The organism is Streptomyces sp. NPDC047981 (assembly GCF_040653315.1).
In the GTDB taxonomy this organism is placed as follows: Bacteria; Actinomycetota; Actinomycetes; order Streptomycetales; family Streptomycetaceae; genus Streptomyces.
In genome coordinates this window covers 65,603-81,800 of sequence record NZ_JBEZNQ010000011.1, presented here as the reverse complement: position 1 = coordinate 81,800, position 16,198 = coordinate 65,603, and the positions used below count along the sequence as shown (strand labels likewise).

Annotated in this window: 18 protein-coding genes; 13 read left to right on the top strand and 5 right to left on the bottom strand. The window is 72.3% G+C overall.

Translation table 11 applies throughout. The annotated features are described in order from the left end of the window. Positions 1 to 127 precede the first annotated feature (127 nt). The gene (locus AB0E14_RS09610; protein ID WP_362414302.1) at positions 128 to 2,290 is read left to right on the top strand and encodes an FUSC family protein; all 2,163 of its coding nucleotides are present in this window, start codon (positions 128 to 130) and stop codon (positions 2,288 to 2,290) included. Between the two features lie 138 nt (positions 2,291 to 2,428). On the opposite strand, the gene rpsN is transcribed toward AB0E14_RS09610, so the two are convergent. Next, on the bottom strand, positions 2,429 to 2,734 hold the full coding sequence (gene rpsN, locus AB0E14_RS09605; RefSeq protein ID WP_362414300.1) for a 30S ribosomal protein S14: 306 nt from the start codon (positions 2,732 to 2,734) through the stop codon (positions 2,429 to 2,431). After that, positions 2,734 to 2,970 (bottom strand): 50S ribosomal protein L28, encoded by a 237-nt coding sequence (gene rpmB, locus AB0E14_RS09600; protein WP_362414298.1) that lies wholly within the window; start codon positions 2,968 to 2,970, stop codon positions 2,734 to 2,736. Before rpmB ends, rpsN begins: the two co-directional genes overlap by 1 nt. Positions 2,971 to 3,043: 73 nt before the next feature. On the opposite strand from rpmB, the gene rpmG reads away from it, so the two are divergent. From rpmG to AB0E14_RS09575, 5 genes are all read left to right on the top strand, one after another. Beyond that, positions 3,044 to 3,208, top strand: coding sequence for a 50S ribosomal protein L33 (rpmG, locus tag AB0E14_RS09595; RefSeq protein ID WP_362414296.1), 165 nt, complete (start codon positions 3,044 to 3,046; stop codon positions 3,206 to 3,208). A 6-nt stretch (positions 3,209 to 3,214) separates the two neighbouring features. Further along, positions 3,215 to 3,481 carry a type B 50S ribosomal protein L31 gene (locus tag AB0E14_RS09590; protein WP_362414294.1) on the top strand — a complete coding sequence of 89 codons (267 nt, stop codon included), beginning with the start codon at positions 3,215 to 3,217 and terminating at the stop codon, positions 3,479 to 3,481. Then, on the top strand, positions 3,481 to 4,668 hold the full coding sequence (locus AB0E14_RS09585; protein ID WP_362414291.1) for a GTP-binding protein: 1,188 nt from the start codon (positions 3,481 to 3,483) through the stop codon (positions 4,666 to 4,668). Before AB0E14_RS09590 ends, AB0E14_RS09585 begins: the two co-directional genes overlap by 1 nt. A 4-nt stretch (positions 4,669 to 4,672) precedes the next feature. Beyond that, positions 4,673 to 4,912, top strand: a complete 240-nt coding sequence (gene rpsR, locus AB0E14_RS09580) for a 30S ribosomal protein S18 (RefSeq protein WP_362414289.1) — start codon at positions 4,673 to 4,675, stop codon at positions 4,910 to 4,912. A 173-nt stretch (positions 4,913 to 5,085) separates the two neighbouring features. Continuing rightward, positions 5,086 to 5,298, top strand: coding sequence for a DUF397 domain-containing protein (locus AB0E14_RS09575; protein ID WP_315892628.1), 213 nt, complete (start codon positions 5,086 to 5,088; stop codon positions 5,296 to 5,298). A gap of 177 nt (positions 5,299 to 5,475) precedes the next feature. Here AB0E14_RS09575 and AB0E14_RS09570 read toward each other — a convergent pair whose 3' ends face one another. After that, positions 5,476 to 5,976 carry an ATP-binding protein gene (locus AB0E14_RS09570; protein WP_362414287.1) on the bottom strand — a complete coding sequence of 167 codons (501 nt, stop codon included), beginning with the start codon at positions 5,974 to 5,976 and terminating at the stop codon, positions 5,476 to 5,478. Positions 5,977 to 6,263: 287 nt separating this feature from the next. Here AB0E14_RS09570 and AB0E14_RS09565 point away from each other — a divergent pair, with 287 nt between their 5' ends. The 7 genes from AB0E14_RS09565 to AB0E14_RS09535 all read left to right on the top strand — a co-directional run bounded on the left by AB0E14_RS09565 (position 6,264) and on the right by AB0E14_RS09535 (position 13,419). After that, entirely contained in the window at positions 6,264 to 7,136 is an 873-nt protein-coding gene (locus AB0E14_RS09565; RefSeq protein ID WP_362414285.1) for a helix-turn-helix transcriptional regulator, read from the top strand. 123 nt (positions 7,137 to 7,259) lie between these two features. After that, a complete protein-coding gene (locus AB0E14_RS09560) occupies positions 7,260 to 8,717 on the top strand; it encodes an aldehyde dehydrogenase family protein (protein ID WP_362414283.1) in 1,458 nt (485 codons plus the stop codon). Positions 8,718 to 8,896: 179 nt separating this feature from the next. Further along, positions 8,897 to 9,454 carry a DinB family protein gene (locus AB0E14_RS09555; RefSeq protein ID WP_362414281.1) on the top strand — a complete coding sequence of 186 codons (558 nt, stop codon included), beginning with the start codon at positions 8,897 to 8,899 and terminating at the stop codon, positions 9,452 to 9,454. Positions 9,455 to 9,509: 55 nt separating this feature from the next. Next, complete coding sequence (locus AB0E14_RS09550; RefSeq protein WP_362414279.1) at positions 9,510 to 10,169, top strand: PadR family transcriptional regulator; 660 nt, start codon at positions 9,510 to 9,512, stop codon at positions 10,167 to 10,169. 78 nt (positions 10,170 to 10,247) lie between these two features. Then, a complete protein-coding gene (locus AB0E14_RS09545; protein WP_362414277.1) occupies positions 10,248 to 11,219 on the top strand; it encodes an ATP-binding cassette domain-containing protein in 972 nt (323 codons plus the stop codon). Next, positions 11,216 to 11,980 carry an ABC transporter permease gene (locus tag AB0E14_RS09540; RefSeq protein WP_362414275.1) on the top strand — a complete coding sequence of 255 codons (765 nt, stop codon included), beginning with the start codon at positions 11,216 to 11,218 and terminating at the stop codon, positions 11,978 to 11,980. Before AB0E14_RS09545 ends, AB0E14_RS09540 begins: the two co-directional genes overlap by 4 nt. A 155-nt stretch (positions 11,981 to 12,135) precedes the next feature. Continuing rightward, positions 12,136 to 13,419 (top strand): sialidase family protein, encoded by a 1,284-nt coding sequence (locus tag AB0E14_RS09535; RefSeq protein WP_362414273.1) that lies wholly within the window; start codon positions 12,136 to 12,138, stop codon positions 13,417 to 13,419. Between the two features lie 9 nt (positions 13,420 to 13,428). Here AB0E14_RS09535 and AB0E14_RS09530 read toward each other — a convergent pair whose 3' ends face one another. Both AB0E14_RS09530 and AB0E14_RS09525 read right to left on the bottom strand, forming a co-directional pair. Beyond that, the gene (locus AB0E14_RS09530) at positions 13,429 to 14,847 is read right to left on the bottom strand and encodes a glutamate decarboxylase (RefSeq protein ID WP_362414271.1); all 1,419 of its coding nucleotides are present in this window, start codon (positions 14,845 to 14,847) and stop codon (positions 13,429 to 13,431) included. 20 nt (positions 14,848 to 14,867) lie between these two features. After that, positions 14,868 to 16,157, bottom strand: coding sequence for an ion channel protein (locus tag AB0E14_RS09525; RefSeq protein WP_362414269.1), 1,290 nt, complete (start codon positions 16,155 to 16,157; stop codon positions 14,868 to 14,870). Positions 16,158 to 16,198 lie beyond the last annotated feature (41 nt).

The window sequence follows — 16,198 nt, the reverse complement described above, 5'->3', positions numbered from 1 at the left end:
CTGCTCGCCCGCGCTCCCCGCCTCGCCCCCCCGCCTTACCCACCCCCGCCCCCGGCAGGGTTTCGGGAAGGGGCGGGGTGGGGGGCGAATCATCCCGTTCATACCGCTTCGCGGATAGGCTCCCGCCATGAGCTGGCTCCGGGCCCTGAAAGCGACCGCCCGTTCCGGGCTCACCGTCGAACGGCGACGGCTCGAACCGCTCGTCGCCGCCCGCGCAGCCCTCGGCCTCGCCCTCGTCGTCGGTGCGACGCTCGCGCTCTTCGGCCCGGGAGCCGCCATCAGCTCCGCGTTCGGCGCCTTCCAGGCCGCCATCGCCACGTTCCAGCGGTCCTGGCGCCCCCGCCCCACCCTCGCCCTCGCCTCGGGTGCCAGCCTCGCCGTCTCCACCTTCCTCGGCTACGTCACCGGCGCCGGCTCCCACCCCGCCCTCTTCCTCGCCCTGCTCGCCGTCTGGACGTTCCTGTCGGGCCTCGCCTGGGCCGCGGGCCCCACCGTCGGGATCATCGCCTCCTCCAACGTCGCGATGATGCTGGTCACCGTCACCCTCCCGACCTCCGTCGCCGAGGCCGCCGGCCACGCCGCGATGATCGCCGTCGGCGGCCTCGTCCAGGCGGCCCTCGTCGTCCTCCTCCCCGTCCGCCGCTGGGGCGCCCAGCGCGACGCGCTCGCCGACGCCCTCGCCGCCGAGGCGGACTACGCCCGGCGCCTGCGCCACGACCCCACCGCCGCCTTCGACCCGGTCCCGCTCATGACCGCCCGCAGCGCCGCCGCCGTGACGCCCCGCCAGGCCCGCCGCCGCCCCGCCGAACTCCACGGCGCGCGGGGCCTCGCCGAGCGCATCCGCCCCGTGCTCGCCTCCCTTGCCGACCCGGCCGTCGGCGCCTCCGCCGAGGGCCCGGCACGCGACCAGGTCCGCGAACTCCTCGCCGCGGCCGCCTCCGTCCAGGACGCCGCCGCCCACGCCATCCGGCACGGTGAGCCCGTCGACCTACCGCCCGCAGCCGTCGCCGCCCTCCGCACCCCCGACACCGGCGCCCTCCTCGGCGGCGCTCCCCGCCGCGCCGCCGTCCGCCTCGCCGCCCTCCTCGACGACGTCGTCGAGACCGCCGATCCCCGTACGGAAACCCGCACCGAACCCGGCACCGAACCTGGCATCGGACCCGGCACCGAACCCGGCACCGGGTCCCGCACCGAATCCGGCACCCGGTCCCGCACCGAATCCACCGCACAGGCCCGCGCCCGCCCCACCCTCCTCCGCCTCACCCCCGTCGTCCTCGCCCGCATGCGCGCCGAACTCCGCCCCGACTCCCCGGTCCTCCGGCACGCCGTCCGCGTCACCGCCGTCACCGCCACCGGCTACGTCCTGGGCTCCGCCCTGCCCCTCGGTCACGGCTACTGGGCCCCGATGGCCTCCGTGATGGTCATGCGCCCCGACTTCTCGCAGACGTACTCCCGTTCCGTCGCCCGTTTCGGCGGCACCCTCGTCGGCGTCGCCCTCGCCACCGCCGTCGTCGAGGTCGCCGACCCGGGCGTGTACGCCTCCGCCGCCCTCGCCGTGGCCTGCGCCTTCGGGATGTACCTGCTGATGCGCACCGGGTACGCCGCGAGCCAGGTGTGCGTCTCCGCGTACGTCGTCTTCCTGCTCGGCATGGGCGGTTCGGCCTGGACCCAGACCGTGTTCGAGCGGGTGGTCCTCACCCTCGTCGGCGGGGTCCTCGCGATGCTCGCGTACGCCGTCTACCCCGCCTGGGAGACGCCCCGGCTGCGCGGTCGGCTCGCCGACTGGCTGGTCACCGACGGCCGTTACGCCGCCTCCGTCGTGGCCCACTACGCCGACCCGGCGGGCCCGGTCTGCGCCGACGTGCGCGAGGCGCTGCTCGCCACCCGGGCCACCCGGATCGCCTGGCAGGAGGCCCTGGACCGGGCGACCCACGAGCCGGTCCGCCACCGCGGCCTTTCGCGTGCGGCGGCGGACGACGCGGAGCACGCGCTGGCCCAGTTCGGCCGGGTCGCGATGCTGATGGAGGCGCATCTGCCGGAACGCGGCGCCCCGCCCGTCCCGGCCGCCGCGACCCTCGCGGAGGCGCTGCGCCGGTCGACGGAACGGGGCGGCAAGGCGGTACGGGAGCGCAGGGCGCCGGAGTGGGACGAGCTGCGCGAGACCGTCGCGGCCTGCGCGCCGCTGCTGGAGGACCCGCTGCTGCGCAAGGGGGCGGGTCTGCTTCTGGACGCCTTGGACGACCTGTCGGAGTCCCTCACCCCCAACCCCGCCCCCCAGCCCCACCCCTGACGCGCGCCCCGGACCCGGGGGAGCCCCTCACCTCCGCCCCCACCCCTGACGCGCGCCCCGGACCCGGGGGAGCCCCTCACCTCCGCCCCCGCCCCCGCCCTGACCCGGAACGGAACCGCCCCCTCACCCCACCCCCGCCTACCAGCTGGCCTTCCGCACCCCCGGCAGGAACCCCGCGTGGGCCTGCTGCCGCAGTCGTACCCGCGAGATGCCGAACTTCCGCAGATGCCCCCGCGGCCGCCCGTCCACCGCGTCCCGGTTGCGCACCCGCGTCGCGCTCGCGTCGCGGGGCTGGCGGCGCAACTCGCGTACCGCCGCCTCCCGTTCGGCCTCCGGCGTGTTCGGCCGCCGGATGATCTCCTTCAGTTCGGCCCGGCGCTCCGCGTACCGCTCCACCACGCCCCGCCGCCGCTCGTTGCGCGCGATCTTGCTCTTCTTCGCCATCAGACCCGCACCCCCCGCGCCCGGATCCGGGCCACGGCGGCCTCGATCCCGATCGTGTCGACGGTCTTGATCGCGCGGGCGCTCAGCGTCAGCCGGACGTGCCGGCCCTCGCTCGGCAGCCAGTAGCGCTTCTTCTGGATGTTCGGGTCGAACCGTCGTGACGTGCGGCGGTGGGAGTGCGAGATGCGGTTGCCGAAGCCGGGCTGTGCGCCGGTCAGCTGGCAGTGGGCGGACAAGGGTGACCTACCTCTCCCGGGAATCCGAGGATTCTTTTGGAAACGAGAACCATTTTCATTTACTCTACACACCATGGCCCGCAACGAACTCCGCCCGATCATCAAGCTCCGGTCCACCGCCGGCACCGGCTTCACCTACGTCACTCGCAAGAACCGCCGCAACAACCCCGACCGCCTCACCCTGCGCAAGTACGACCCCGTCGCGGGCTGGCACGTCGACTTCCGAGAGGAGCGCTGAGCACCCATGCGCCACGGCATCCACCCCCCGTACGGCCCGGTCGTCTTCCGTGACAAGGCCGGCGATCTCGCCTTCCTCACCCGCTCCACGCTCGCCGCGCGCGACGGCCTGAAGACCGTGGTGTGGGAGGACGGCAACACCTACCCCGTCGTGGACGTCGAGATCTCCTCGGCGAGCCACCCCTTCTACACCGGCACCGCGCGCGTCCTCGACACCGCCGGCCGCGTGGAGCGCTTCGAGCAGCGGTACGGGCGCCGCGAGGCGGCGCGCTGATGTCCACGCACCCCCCGGCGGGCCCGGCCGCCCTCTCCGTCGCCCTCGTCGGCGGGCTGCACTCCGAGGCCCGCCGCACCACCGTGGACCGGCTCCTCGCCGCCGTCCCCGGCAGCGTCGCGCTCCACCACGACCTGGCGACCGCCTCGGAGACCGGGACCGTCGCCCGTACGGTCCGCGACGCCACCGGGGTCCTGTCCACCGGCGAGACCCCGCTCGTCAACGACTGCGCCTGCTGCGCCCTGCGCGAGGACCTCGTCCCCGAGCTGCGGCGGCTGGCCGACTCCGGGCTCACCCGGCTCGCGGTCGTCGAACTCTGGGACTCCGTCGAGCCGAAGGCGATGGCCGAGGTCGTGGTCGCGGCCGGGCTCCGGTTGACCGCCGTGATCACCGCCGTCGACCCGGCCCTCGTCCTGCCCTGCCTCGGCAACGGCGACGACCTCGCCGACGTCGGACTCGCGGCCGCCGCCACCGACCAGCGGACCGTGGCCGACACCTGGGCGCGCCAGCTGGAGTACGCGCCCGTCCTCGCGGTCGTCGACGCGCCGGAGGGCGAACTCGCCGCCGACGACACGGACCGCGCGCTGCTCGCCCAACTCCACCCCACCGCACGGCGGATCGCCATCGGCCCCCGGGGCGCCGATGCCGACCGCGAGCTGGCCGCCGCCGCCCTCGCGGGCTTCGACGTCGAGGCCGCCGCGGCCGCCCAGCACCCGGCGTGCGCCCTGCTGCCCCAGGACGCGGACGACAGCGGGGTGACCACCTTCGTCTGGCACCACACCCGGCCGTTCCACCCCGAGCGCCTCTACGCGGCACTGGAGGAACTGACCTGCGCCGCCGCCCGCAGCCGCGGCCGGTTCTGGCTCGCCGACAAGCCCGATGTCCTGCTCCACTGGGACGCGGCCGGCGGCGCGCTCTGCGTCGAGGGCGTCGGGCCCTGGCTGGTCTCGCTGCCCGACGCGGCCTGGGAGATGATCCCGCCCGTCCGCCGTGCCGCCGCCGCCATGGACTGGCATCCCGAGCACGGAGACCGCTGCCAGCACCTGGTCTTCACCTCGCCCGGCCTGGATCGCGAGGGCCTTGCCGAGGTCCTCGACTCCTGCCTGCTCACCGATGCCGAGTACGCCGCCGGGCGCGAGGCCTGGAAGCTGCTCCCGCCCGCCTTCGACTCCCTCCTGGAGGTCTGACCCCGTGCCCCCCAAGTCCCCCCGCAAGCCGGCCAAGCCGCGCCGGAACCCCCTGGATCGCGACGGCGTCTCTTATGTGGACTACAAGAACACCGACCTTCTGCGGAAGTTCGTCTCCGACCGGGGGAAGATCCGAAGCCGTAGGGTGACGGGAGTGAGTGCCCAGCAGCAGCGCCAGATCGCCAGGGCCGTCAAGAACGCCCGGGAAATGGCGCTCTTGCCCTACTCGTCGGTAGCCCGCTGACGCGGACTCGCTCGCACGGAGTCGCGTAGTCGCTACGCCACCCCCCGTGCACGTGCATCTGCTCATGCATTGGCATATGAACACAGCTATGATCCGAGGAAGTTGACACCTGCACCAATCATCTCGGGGAGCTACCAGTGCATCATGCGCACGCGCATCACGCGTACAACGGCATGGCGGCCACGGAGCTCCACGGTGTCGTGTGGCAGAAGAGCCGGCACAGCAACTCCCAGGGTTCCTGCGTGGAGTTCGCCAAGCTGCCGGGCGGGAACGTCGCCGTGCGCAACTCGCGCCACCCGGACGGACCCGCGCTCGTCTACACGCCCGCCGAGATAGAGGCGATGCTTCTCGGCATCAAGGACGGGGAGTTCGACCACCTCGTCTGACGCGACCCACGCGCAAGCGCACGCGCACACGCACGCGCATAAGGGAAGGGCCCCGGCAGGATGCCGGGGCCCTTCCCTCTGTCCGTGTACGCGCTGCCTGTGTACGCGCGCGTGCGTGCGGGCGTACTGGCCGGCGTACTGCGGGCGTACATGCGCGCGTGCGTACGCCTTCGCGCGTCACTCCGGTCCGAGCCGGAAGAGCGCCCACACCACCTTGCCCTGGAGCGTCCCGGCCAGCGGGTGCCAGCCCCAGCTGTCGCTGAAGGAGTCGACCAGGAACAGCCCGCGCCCCGACTCCGCCGCGAAGTCCTCGTCCCCCGAGCGCGTCTCCGGGGTCTTGTGGCTGGGGTCGCGCACCGCGCAGACCAGGCGGCTCGTCCAGCGCATCAGGTGCAGGCGGACCGGGGGGCTGTTGCGGCCCTCGTCCGCGGCGGACTCCGACGGGAGCGCGTGGCGCAGGGCGTTGGTGACGAGTTCGGAGACGACCAGCGCGACGTCGTCGAAGCGCTCGGTGAGATCCCACTGCGTGAGCGTGGCCCGGGTGAACTTCCGTGCGCCGCGCACCGCTTCGTACGCGGGCGGCAGGGCGCAGGAGGCCGAGTTGGAGACCGTGGCGGGATCGATCGGCGGAAGCCCCTGCCGTAACGGCTCGAGCATGGTCGATCCATTCGTCCCCATGCGAGGCACTCCCGGGAATCGCGGCGAATCGCGGATGTGGTGCGGTTGCGCGGGGTCCATCGTTCCGAATGCGACCACTGGATGCAAGGGCAGATGCACGTGCACGCGCCTGACCTGTCCACCCCCGTGCCGATTCTGTGCATATCTTCTGGGTACTTGTTTCGCCTTGATCAGGAAGTCGCCCTGAAGTCGCCGTCTTTCCGTAATCGAATGTGTACGGGCTGAAGCGTTTAGTGGCAGAATCCGGGGCTCCGGGGGCCCGTGACCGCGAAGGAGAGGCTGGAGCCGTGACCGCAGTCGAATCGAGCGGAGCGAGCGGAAGCGTCGTACGGCGCATCCTGCTGGGTTCGCAGCTGAGGCGGTTGCGCGAATCGCGCGGCATCACCCGTGAGGCGGCCGGTTACTCGATCCGTGCGTCGGAATCCAAGATCAGTCGTATGGAGTTGGGCAGGGTGAGCTTCAAGGCAAGGGACGTCGAGGACCTGCTCACGCTCTACGGGGTCAGCGACGAGTCCGAGCGCGGCTCGCTGCTCGGCCTTGCCCGCGAGGCCAACGTGGCGGGCTGGTGGCACAGCTTCGGCGACGTGCTGCCCGGCTGGTTCCAGACGTACATCGGCCTGGAGGGCGCCGCCTCGCTCATCAGGATCTACGAAGTCCAGTTCGTCCACGGCCTGTTGCAGACCGAGGCGTACGCGCACGCCGTCGTCACCCGCGGCATGCCCGACGCCCCGCGCGCCGAGATCGACCGCCGTGTCGCGCTCCGCCTGGAGCGGCAGAAGGTCCTCGTCTCCGAGCGCGCCCCGCACTTCCACGCCGTCCTCGACGAGGCGGCGCTGCGCCGCCCCTACGGCGACCGGGCCGTGATGCAGGGTCAGTTGAGGCATCTGATCGAGATCTCCGAGCACCCGCACATCACGCTCCAGGTGATGCCCTTCAGCTATGGCGGGCACGCGGGCGAGAGCGGCGCGTTCACCATGCTGAGCTTCCCGGAGTCCGATCTCTCCGACGTCGTCTATCTGGAGCAGCTGACCAGCGCGCTGTACCTCGACAAGCGTGAGGAGGTCGCCCAGTACGCGCGCGTGATGGAGCGGCTGGCCGAGGAGAGTCCCGATCCGGCCGAAAGTCGTGATCTTCTCCGAGGACTCCTTCAACTCACGTAGGACGTCAGTACGATGACGTGACATCAGCATTTCCGGCCGTCTCGGAAGACTCGGGGTGCACAGCCGTCCCGGCCGTCACGGTCGCCACAGCGTCCGCCACCGCGGGTTAAGGGGTCTCGCCTCATGTCCTACTTCACCGACCTGGCTCACCAGTACATAGACGGCGAGTGGAAGCCGGGCAGCGGCTCGTGGGACATCATCGACTTCAACCCGTACACCGGGGAGAAGCTCGCCTCGATCACCGTCGCCACCGCCGGCGAGGTCGACCGCGCCTACCGCGCCGCCGAGCGCGCCCAGCGCGAGTGGGCCGAGACCAACCCCTACACCCGCCGGCTCGTCTTCGAGCGCGCGCTGCGGATCGTCGAGGAGCGCGAGCAGGAACTCGGCGACATGATCGTCGCCGAGCTGGGCGGTACGCGCCTGAAGGCGGGCTTCGAGCTGCACCTCGCCAAGGAGTTCCTGCGCGAGGCGATCCATCTGGCCCTGCGCCCCGAGGGCAGCATCCTGCCCTCGCCGGTCGACGGCAAGGAGAACCGGGTCTACCGCCTCCCGGTCGGTGTCGTCGGCGTCATCTCGCCCTTCAACTTCCCCTTCCTGCTCTCCCTCAAGTCCGTCGCGCCCGCCCTCGCGCTCGGCAACGCGGTGGTCCTCAAGCCGCACCAGAACACCCCGATCTGCGGTGGCACGCTCGTCGCGAAGGTCCTGGAGGACGCCGGTCTCCCGGCCGGTCTGCTGAACGTCGTCGTCACCGACATCGCCGAGATCGGCGACGCGCTCCTCACGCACCCGGTCCCGAAGGTCATCTCCTTCACCGGCTCCGACAAGGTCGGCCGCCACGTCGCCACCGTCTGCGCGCAGAACTTCAAGCACGCCGTCCTCGAACTCGGCGGCAACAGCGCCCTCATCGTCCTCGACGACGCCGACGTCGACTACGCCGTGGACGCGGCGGTCTTCAGCCGCTTCGTGCACCAGGGCCAGGTCTGCATGGCCGCCAACCGGATCCTGGTGGACCGCACGGTGGAGGCGGAGTTCACCGAGAAGTTCGTCGCCAAGGTGAAGACGCTGCGCGTCGGCGACCCGGCCGACCCCGCCACCCACATCGGCCCGCTCATCAACTCCCAGCAGGCCGAGTCCGTCTCCGCCGTCGTCGAGCAGGCCGTGGCGGCCGGCGCGACGGCGCTGCTGCACGGCTCCGCCGACGGCAACGTGGTCTCCCCGTCCGTCCTCGGCGGCCTGCCGGCCGACGCGCCCGTCCTGAGCCAGGAGATCTTCGGCCCGGTCGCCCTCGTGATCCCCTTCGACGGCGAGGAGGAGGCCGTCCGGATCGCCAACGACACCCCGTACGGCCTCAGCGGCGCCGTCCACACCGGTGACATCGAGCGGGGCGTACGGGTCGCCAAGCGCATCCACACCGGCATGATCCACATCAACGACGGCACCGTGCACGACGAGCCGATCGTGCCGTTCGGCGGCGAGAAGCACTCGGGCGTCGGCCGGCTGAACGGCGACGCGATGATCGAGGCGTTCACGACCCAGAAGTGGATCTCGATCCAGCACGGCCGGAGCCGCTTCCCCTTCTAGGACCTGAGGCTGTCCAGGACCCCTTCCAGGGCCGAGGCCGTCCAGGACCCTTCCGGGGCCGAAACTGTCTAGGACCGAAGCTGTCCGCAAGGCTTCATAACGTGGTGGGTGTCGGGAGGGAAGAACTCCCCGGCACCCACTCTCACTTTCGGCCGTAGCAGGCCAGGAAGGCGGACCCCATGGTCGCATTCGTTCCCGCGGAGGCTCAGGGCGACGAGCGCGGAGCGTTCCTCGGCTTCGTCGAGGCCCAGCGGGCCGCGATCCGCCGGGCCTCCTTCGGTCTCACCGAGGAGCAGGCGGCGAGCCGCCCCAGCGCGAGCGCGCTCAGCCTCTCCGGGCTGATCAAGCACGTCGCCGAGGTGGAGCTGGTCTGGCTGCGCCTCGCCCAGCAGCGCCCGAACGAGCGACAGCGCAGCCAGGAGACCTGGGGCGACGGCTTCCGGCTCGTGGAGGACGAGACCGTCCCCGAGGTGCTGGCCTTCTGGGCGGGCGTGGCGAAGGAGACGGAGGAGTTCGTCCGCGCGGTGCCGAGCCTGGACGACACCTTCCCGCTGCCGCCGGCGCCCTGGTTCCCCAAGGACGGCCGGGTCTCGATCCGCTGGATGCTGCTCCACCTGGTCCAGGAGATGGGGCGGCACGCCGGGCACGCGGACATCGTCCGGGAGTCCCTGGACGGCAAGGACTCCTTCACCCTGATCGCGGAGGAGCAGGGAGCGCAGGGAGCGCAGGGAGCGTAGGGCGCCGGAGGCATACGGCCCGTACCCTAGTCAAGGTTGACTAGGAGGTACGAGAGTGTCTGCGATCCGGCTGCTTGTCCTCGGCGCGGTGCGCCAGCACGGGCGGGCGCACGGCTACCAGGTCCGCAACGACCTGGAGTTCTGGGGCGCGCACGAGTGGTCCAACGCCAAGCCCGGTTCGATCTACCACGCGCTCAAGCAGATGGCCAAGCAGGGCCTGCTGCGCGCGTACGAGATCGCGCCGAGCACGGCCGGCGGGCCGCCGCGTACCGAGTACGAGGTGACGGACGAGGGCACGGCGGAGTACTTCGCGCTGCTGCGCGAGGCGCTGACGACGTACGACCAGAAGATGGACGTCCTGTCCGCGGGGATCGGCTTCATCGTCGACCTCCCCCGGGCGGAGGCCGTGGAGCTGCTGAAGCGGCGGGTGCGGGCGCTCGACGAGTGGCGCGAGGCCGTCACCGAGTACTACACCCCGGAAGGCGGCCCGCAGCAGCTGGGGCACATCGGCGAGATCATGCACCTCTGGATCCACTCGTCCGACGCGGGCAAGGAGTGGACGCTCGGTCTCATCGAGCGGATCGAGGCGGGCGCGTACACCTTCGCGGGTGAGGGCGAGCCCTTCGTGGGTGTGCTCGCGGAGGGCGAGGAGAACCCGTTCGCCACGGACGAGCCCGACCCCGAGTCGGAAGATCATCGAAAGAATTCTCTCTAATCAAGTTTGACTAATCGAGTCGCCGGGGCATACCTTCGATCGAGTGGTCAAGTTTGACTACTGGGCTGGGAGGCTGCAATGACGGACGCGATCGTCGTCGAGGGCGCGCGGAAACGGTACGGCGACAAGCAGGCGCTCGACGGCCTCGACCTGCGCGTGGGGCGCGGCACGGTGCACGGCCTGCTGGGCCCCAACGGCGCGGGCAAGACCACGGTGGTGCGGATCCTGGCCACCCTGCTGCGGGCCGACGAGGGCCTGGTGCGGGTGGCGGGCTTCGACGTGCGGAGCCAGGCCGCCGAGGTGCGGCGCAGGATGGGTCTCCTCGGGCAGCACGCGGCCGTGGACGAGGAGTTGAGCGGCCGGCAGAACCTGGAGATGTTCGGCCGGCTGTACCACCTGGGCGCCCGCCGGGCGGGCGCGCGGGCCGACGAACTCCTGGAGCGGTTCGGGCTCACGGACACCGGGCGCAAGCCCGTCAAGCAGTACAGCGGCGGCATGCGGCGCCGCCTCGACCTGGCGGCCTCGCTGATCACCGAGCCGGAGGTGCTCTTCCTCGACGAGCCCACGACCGGGCTCGACCCCCGGGGCCGGGGCGAGGTGTGGGAGTCGGTGCGCTCGCTGGTGGGCGGCGGGACGACGGTCCTGCTCACCACCCAGTACCTGGAGGAGGCGGACCAGCTCGCCGACCGCATCTCGGTCGTCGACCGGGGCCGGGTCGTCGCCGACGGCACGGCGGACGAGCTGAAGACGAAGGTGGGCGGCGACCGGATCGACGTGGTCCTGCGCGACGCCCGGCGCCTGGCCGAGGCGGCCCTGCTGCTGCCCGTACCCGCCGGGGAGGTGAGCGTCGACGCCGACCGGCGGCGGATCAGCGCGCCGGTGACGGACCGGATGGCGGCCCTCGCGGAGACCGTACGGGCCCTGGAGACGGCCGGGATCGAGGCGGAGGACATCGCCCTGCGGCGGCCGACCCTCGACGAGGTCTTCCTCCACCTGACGGGGGACGAGAAGACGGACGAGGAGAAGGCGACGGAGGGCGTGGCGGCATGAGCGTGGCGTATGTGATGAGCGACTGCTGGACGATGACCCGGCGCGAGCTGGCCCACTGGGCGCGGCAGCCGGTCGTGATGGTGGTCGGCCTGGCCTTCCCGATCATGATGCTGCTGATGTTCGGCTATCTCGTCGGCGGCGGGCGCGGGATCGAGGGCGAGTACGTCGACTTCCTCGTGCCCGGCATGCTGACACTGACGATGGTCTTCGGCCTCGAAGCGACGATGACGGCCGTCACGCAGGACCTCAACAAGGGCGTGATCGACCGGTTCCGCTCGATGCCGATGGTCGACGGGGCGGTCCTGGTGGGCCGGTCGGCCGCCGACATGCTCCAGTCGGCGGCCGGGCTCCTGCTGATGGTCGGCGTCGGGTACGCGATCGGCTGGCGGGCGCACGGGGGCCCGGGGGCGTTCGTGGCGGCGCTGGGGCTGCTGCTCCTGCTCCGGTTCGCCATGCTCTGGATCGGGATCTTCCTCGCGATGCTCGCGGGGAAGCCGGAGTTGGTGATGGCCGTGCAGATCCTGGTCTGGCCGGTCGGCTTCCTCTCCAACGCCTTCGCCTCGCCCGAGTCCATGCCGGAGTGGCTGGGCGCGGTCGTGGAGTGGAACCCGATGTCGGCGACGGCGACGGCGGTACGGGACCTGTTCGGCAACCCGGGCGGCGAGCCGGGGCACGTGTGGGCCGCGGTGGTGTGGCCGCTGGTGCTCCTCGCGGTCTTCTTCCCGCTGGCGGTACGGAGGTTCAGGCGGCTGAGCGCGTAGCGGAGGCGGGTCGCGGCGGAGGTGGTTCGTAGCGGCGGCGCGGGCGCGTCTCCGAAACTCGACGCGGGGGAGTGGGAACGCGAAGCCGTCGAGCGGTGTACCCAAGGCAGACGGTTCACCGAGGACCGTCTGCCTCGGGGACAGGGGGACGGGAGATGCGCGGGTTTCGCGGAGTGACGGGCGCCGTCATGGCGCTGATGCTGGCGGTGGTGGCGGCGTGCGCGGGGGTGGGGGCGCGCGACGGGGGCACGGGGCCGTCGAGGAGCTCCGGACCGGGTGCGCCGCGACCGGAGGTCTCGGGCCCGACGGGCCCGCCCGGCGAGGGGGGCCGGGGCGGGGCGGCCGGCGCTCCGCCGCGCATACCGTCCGCCGAGGGGTTGCCCGGGTGGTCGCACAGCCCGGGCTTCGCGGCGGACGGCAGCGGGTTCGCGCTGCTCGCCGACTGCGTGCAGAACGCGGGGGCGCCGGAGAGCGGCTTCTGCCGCCAGCCCGTGGCCGTGCTCGACCGGGGTGCGAAGGGCTGGGTGCTGCGGCGCTCCCCGCTGCCCGAGACCGCGCCGATGGACGGCGTCTCGGCCGACCTGAAGGTCCTCGGACCGGGCCGGGCCCTGATCGAGGAGGGCGGCGCGAGCCCGGAGACCGGCAGGGCCTGGTTCACCCGGGACGGCGGGCGGACCTGGCGACGGGTCGACACGCGCACGAGCGGGACGACTCCGGTGATCCCGGCCGGTGCCGTCCTCACCACCGACTGCGCCGAGCCGAGTTCGCCGTCCTCCGGCCCGCTCGCGCGGGACGAGTGCGCGCGGGAGCGGCTGGTCGTGATCGACCCGGAGGACGGCCGGCGGCGGGCGCTCGCCCAGGGTCCGCCGATCGGGCCCGGCCCGAGGCCGGCCGGGGTCGCCGAGCCGGACGGCTCCTGGTGGGTCTCCGGCACCGACCCGCTCTCGGGCCGGGCCGCCGTGGCCGTCTCGCGGGACCGGGGCCGCAGCTGGTCGATCGGCCAGTTGCCGAGCCCGACCACCGCACCGGGCTGGTACACCGCGGTCGCGGTCGGCCAGGACGCCGTCTACGCAGCGGAGATGGGCGAGTTGAAGGGCGGGAACCCGGTCAAGAACCCGATGCGCGCCCTGCACCGCTCCCTGGACGGCGGCCGGACCTGGGAGCGGATGTGGACGACAGGACCGGTCCACGAGCCGCGCACGCTCCAGGGCCTGCCCGTACCGGGCCCCGGGGGCCGGGTGCTGATCACCGCGGAGGACCGGGAGTTCGTGAGCGTCGACGGCGGCCGGAGCTTCCGGCCCTCGGGCGAGGGCACGGGCTTCATCCGCCGTACGCCGCTCGGACTGCTCCGCTCCGGGTCCGCGTGCGGGTACGCGATATCGGTCGACGGCGAGCGCTGGTCGACCTTCGCCCTGGCCTGCGCGAGCGACCAACGATGACGACGGGCTCTAGTGGTGGAAGGAGGTGGCGGCCCCCCGGTCGGCGGTCGACGGGCCCGACTGGCGCCGCAGTTCGGGCAGCAGGCGCCGCAGGTCCTCGATGAAGAGGTCGGCGAGGTCGGCGGAGAAGCCGTTGCGGGCCACCACCCGCAGCACGGACAGGTCCTCCCGGTTGGCGGGGAAGGTGTACGCGGGGACCAGCCAGCCGCTCTCCCGCAGGCGCCGCGAGACGTCGAAGACGTCGAAGTTGGTGACCTCGGGGGCGGTGGTGAAGGCGAAGACGGGCAGCTGGTCGCCCTGGGTGAGGAGGCGGAAGTCGCCCATGGTCTCGATCCGTTCGGCGAGCCCGCGGGCGACGTCCCGGGTCGTCTGCTGGACCGCGCGGTAGCCCTCCCGGCCCAGCCGCAGGAACGTGTAGTACTGCGCGACGACCTGGGCGCCGGGCCGGGAGAAGTTGAGGGCGAAGGTCGGCATGTCGCCGCCCAGGTAGTTGACCCGGAAGACGAGGTCCTCGGGGAGTTCGGCGGGCGAGCGCCACAGCGCCCAGCCGACGCCCGGGTAGACCAGGCCGTACTTGTGACCGGAGGTGTTGATCGAGGAGACCCGCGGCAGCCGGAAGTCCCAGACCACGTCGTCGTCCAGGAAGGGGGCGATCATCGCGCCGGAGGCGCCGTCGACGTGTACGGGGATGTCGAGACCGGTCCGTTCCTGGAGGGCGTCGAGCGCGGCGCAGATCTCCGCGACCGGTTCGTAGGAGCCGTCGAAGGTCGAGCCGAGCACGGCGACCACACCGATGGTGTTCTCGTCGCAGAGCGCGGCGGCCGACTCCGCGTCCATGTGGAAGCGGTCGCCCTCCATGGGGACCAGCCGGGCCTCGACCTCCCAGAAGTTGCAGAACTTCTCCCAGCAGACCTGGACGTTGACGCCCATCACCAGGTTGGGCCGGGCGCTGCCCGGGTAGCGGTCGGCGTTCCGCTTGGCCCAGCGGCGCTTGAGGGCCATGCCGGCGAGCATGCACGCCTCGCTGGAGCCGGTGGTGGAGCAACCGACGGTGGCGGCGGGGTCCGGCGCGTTCCACAGCTGGGCCAGCATGGCCACACAGCGCCGCTCCAGCTCGGCCGTGCGCGGGTACTCGTCCTTGTCGATCATGTTCTTGTCGCGGCACTCGGCCATCAGGACACCGGCCTGGGGCTCCATCCAGGTGGTGACGAAGGTGGCGAGGTTCAGCCGGGAGTTCCCGTCGAGCATCAGCTCGTCGTGGACGAGCTGATAGGCGCTCATGGGCGGCAGCGGCCCGTCGGGGAGCCGGTGGCGGGGCGGGGCCTCGGTCATGCCGCCGACCGGGTTGGCCTCACCGAAGAACGGGTTGAGGGCGAGGTGCCGGTCCGGCTCGGCCTGGGGCTTGTCGGGGCCCTTGTGCAACGCCATGGGAACTCCTTGGGGGGTGGTCAGCGCAGCGAGGCGCCGTGCTCGTCGAGTTCGAGTTGGGGGCGGCCGGTGACGACCAGCCAGGCGGGCAGGGAGGCCAGGCAGAGGATCGAGAGCATGGCCGGGGAGGAGGCGAGGACGGCGGCGACGAAGAGGCTCACCCAGCCCTGCCGGGTGGTCGCGAGCAGCACACCGAGGACGGCGGAGGAGATGGCGACCGCGGGGTGGATCTCCGTGACCAGGGCCTGGGCGAGCATGCCGAAGGCGACGCCGATGAACACGGCGGGGAAGATCCGGCCGCCGACGAAGCCGCAGGCGGAGGCGACGAGCAGGGCGACGAGCTTGACCACGGCCATTCTGGCCAGCTCGCCCGAGGACCAGCCGCCGAGGTTCGCGGCGAGCTCCTTCATCTGGTCCAGGCCCTTGAAGAGCGTCAGGGACCCACCGAGCGCGCCCAGCAGGCCGAGGACCAGACCGCCGGTCGGCAGCATCAGCATCGGGTGCTTCAGCCGCCGGAAGGCGCGGTGGACGTAGGGCAGGCCGTAACAGCACAGGAGGCCGAAGCAGGCGGCCAGGGTGGCCACGATCAGCGAGGCGAGCAGGTCACCCCAGCCGGGGTCGGTCAGCTGAGGGAGCGACAGGTCGAAGGTGGGGTGCGAGAGCAGGGACGTGGTCAGGGACCCCGCCCCGGCGGCGAGGAGCGGTGCGAAGAGCCGGTCCCAGAGCGAGCCGGGGCCCGGCTGGTGGACGAGCGCCTCGGAGATGACGAGGGCGGCGGCCACCGGGGTGCCGAAGAGGGCGCCGATGGTGGCGGACGAGGCCAGCACGACCCAGAAGGCGCCCGGGGCGTTCGGCCGCAGCTTGCTGCCGAGCCAGTAGGTGAGCGCGATGTTCGCCGCGATGATCGGGTTCTCCGGGCCGAGACTGACCCCGCCGGCGAGCGTGAGCGTGCCCGCGAGCAGCAGCCCGGGGACGACGTAGGGCGCCAGCGGGGCGCCGCCGAGGCCGGTCTCGGAAGGGTCGGGCCCCGCGTGACCGGGGACCTTCCAGATGATGAGCCCGACCACGATGCCGGTCGCGGTCAGCATGACGATCATCCACAGGGACGAGTAGCCGCCGATCCCGAGCGCGTCCGGAAGGGTGTCCCAGAGCACGTGCTCGAACTCCTCGGAGATCCACGTGATCCCCAGGTAGAGCAGGGCCGCCAGCACGCCCACGACGAGGGCGGGCAGCACTTGCGGCAGCAGCGTGCGGGAGGGCGTCCGAGGTGCGTGGGGCGGGGGCCCGGACGACGGGGTATCGGTGGCCACCGCCCCACCATAAGTGCACAAATGCCGCACAACACCCTGAG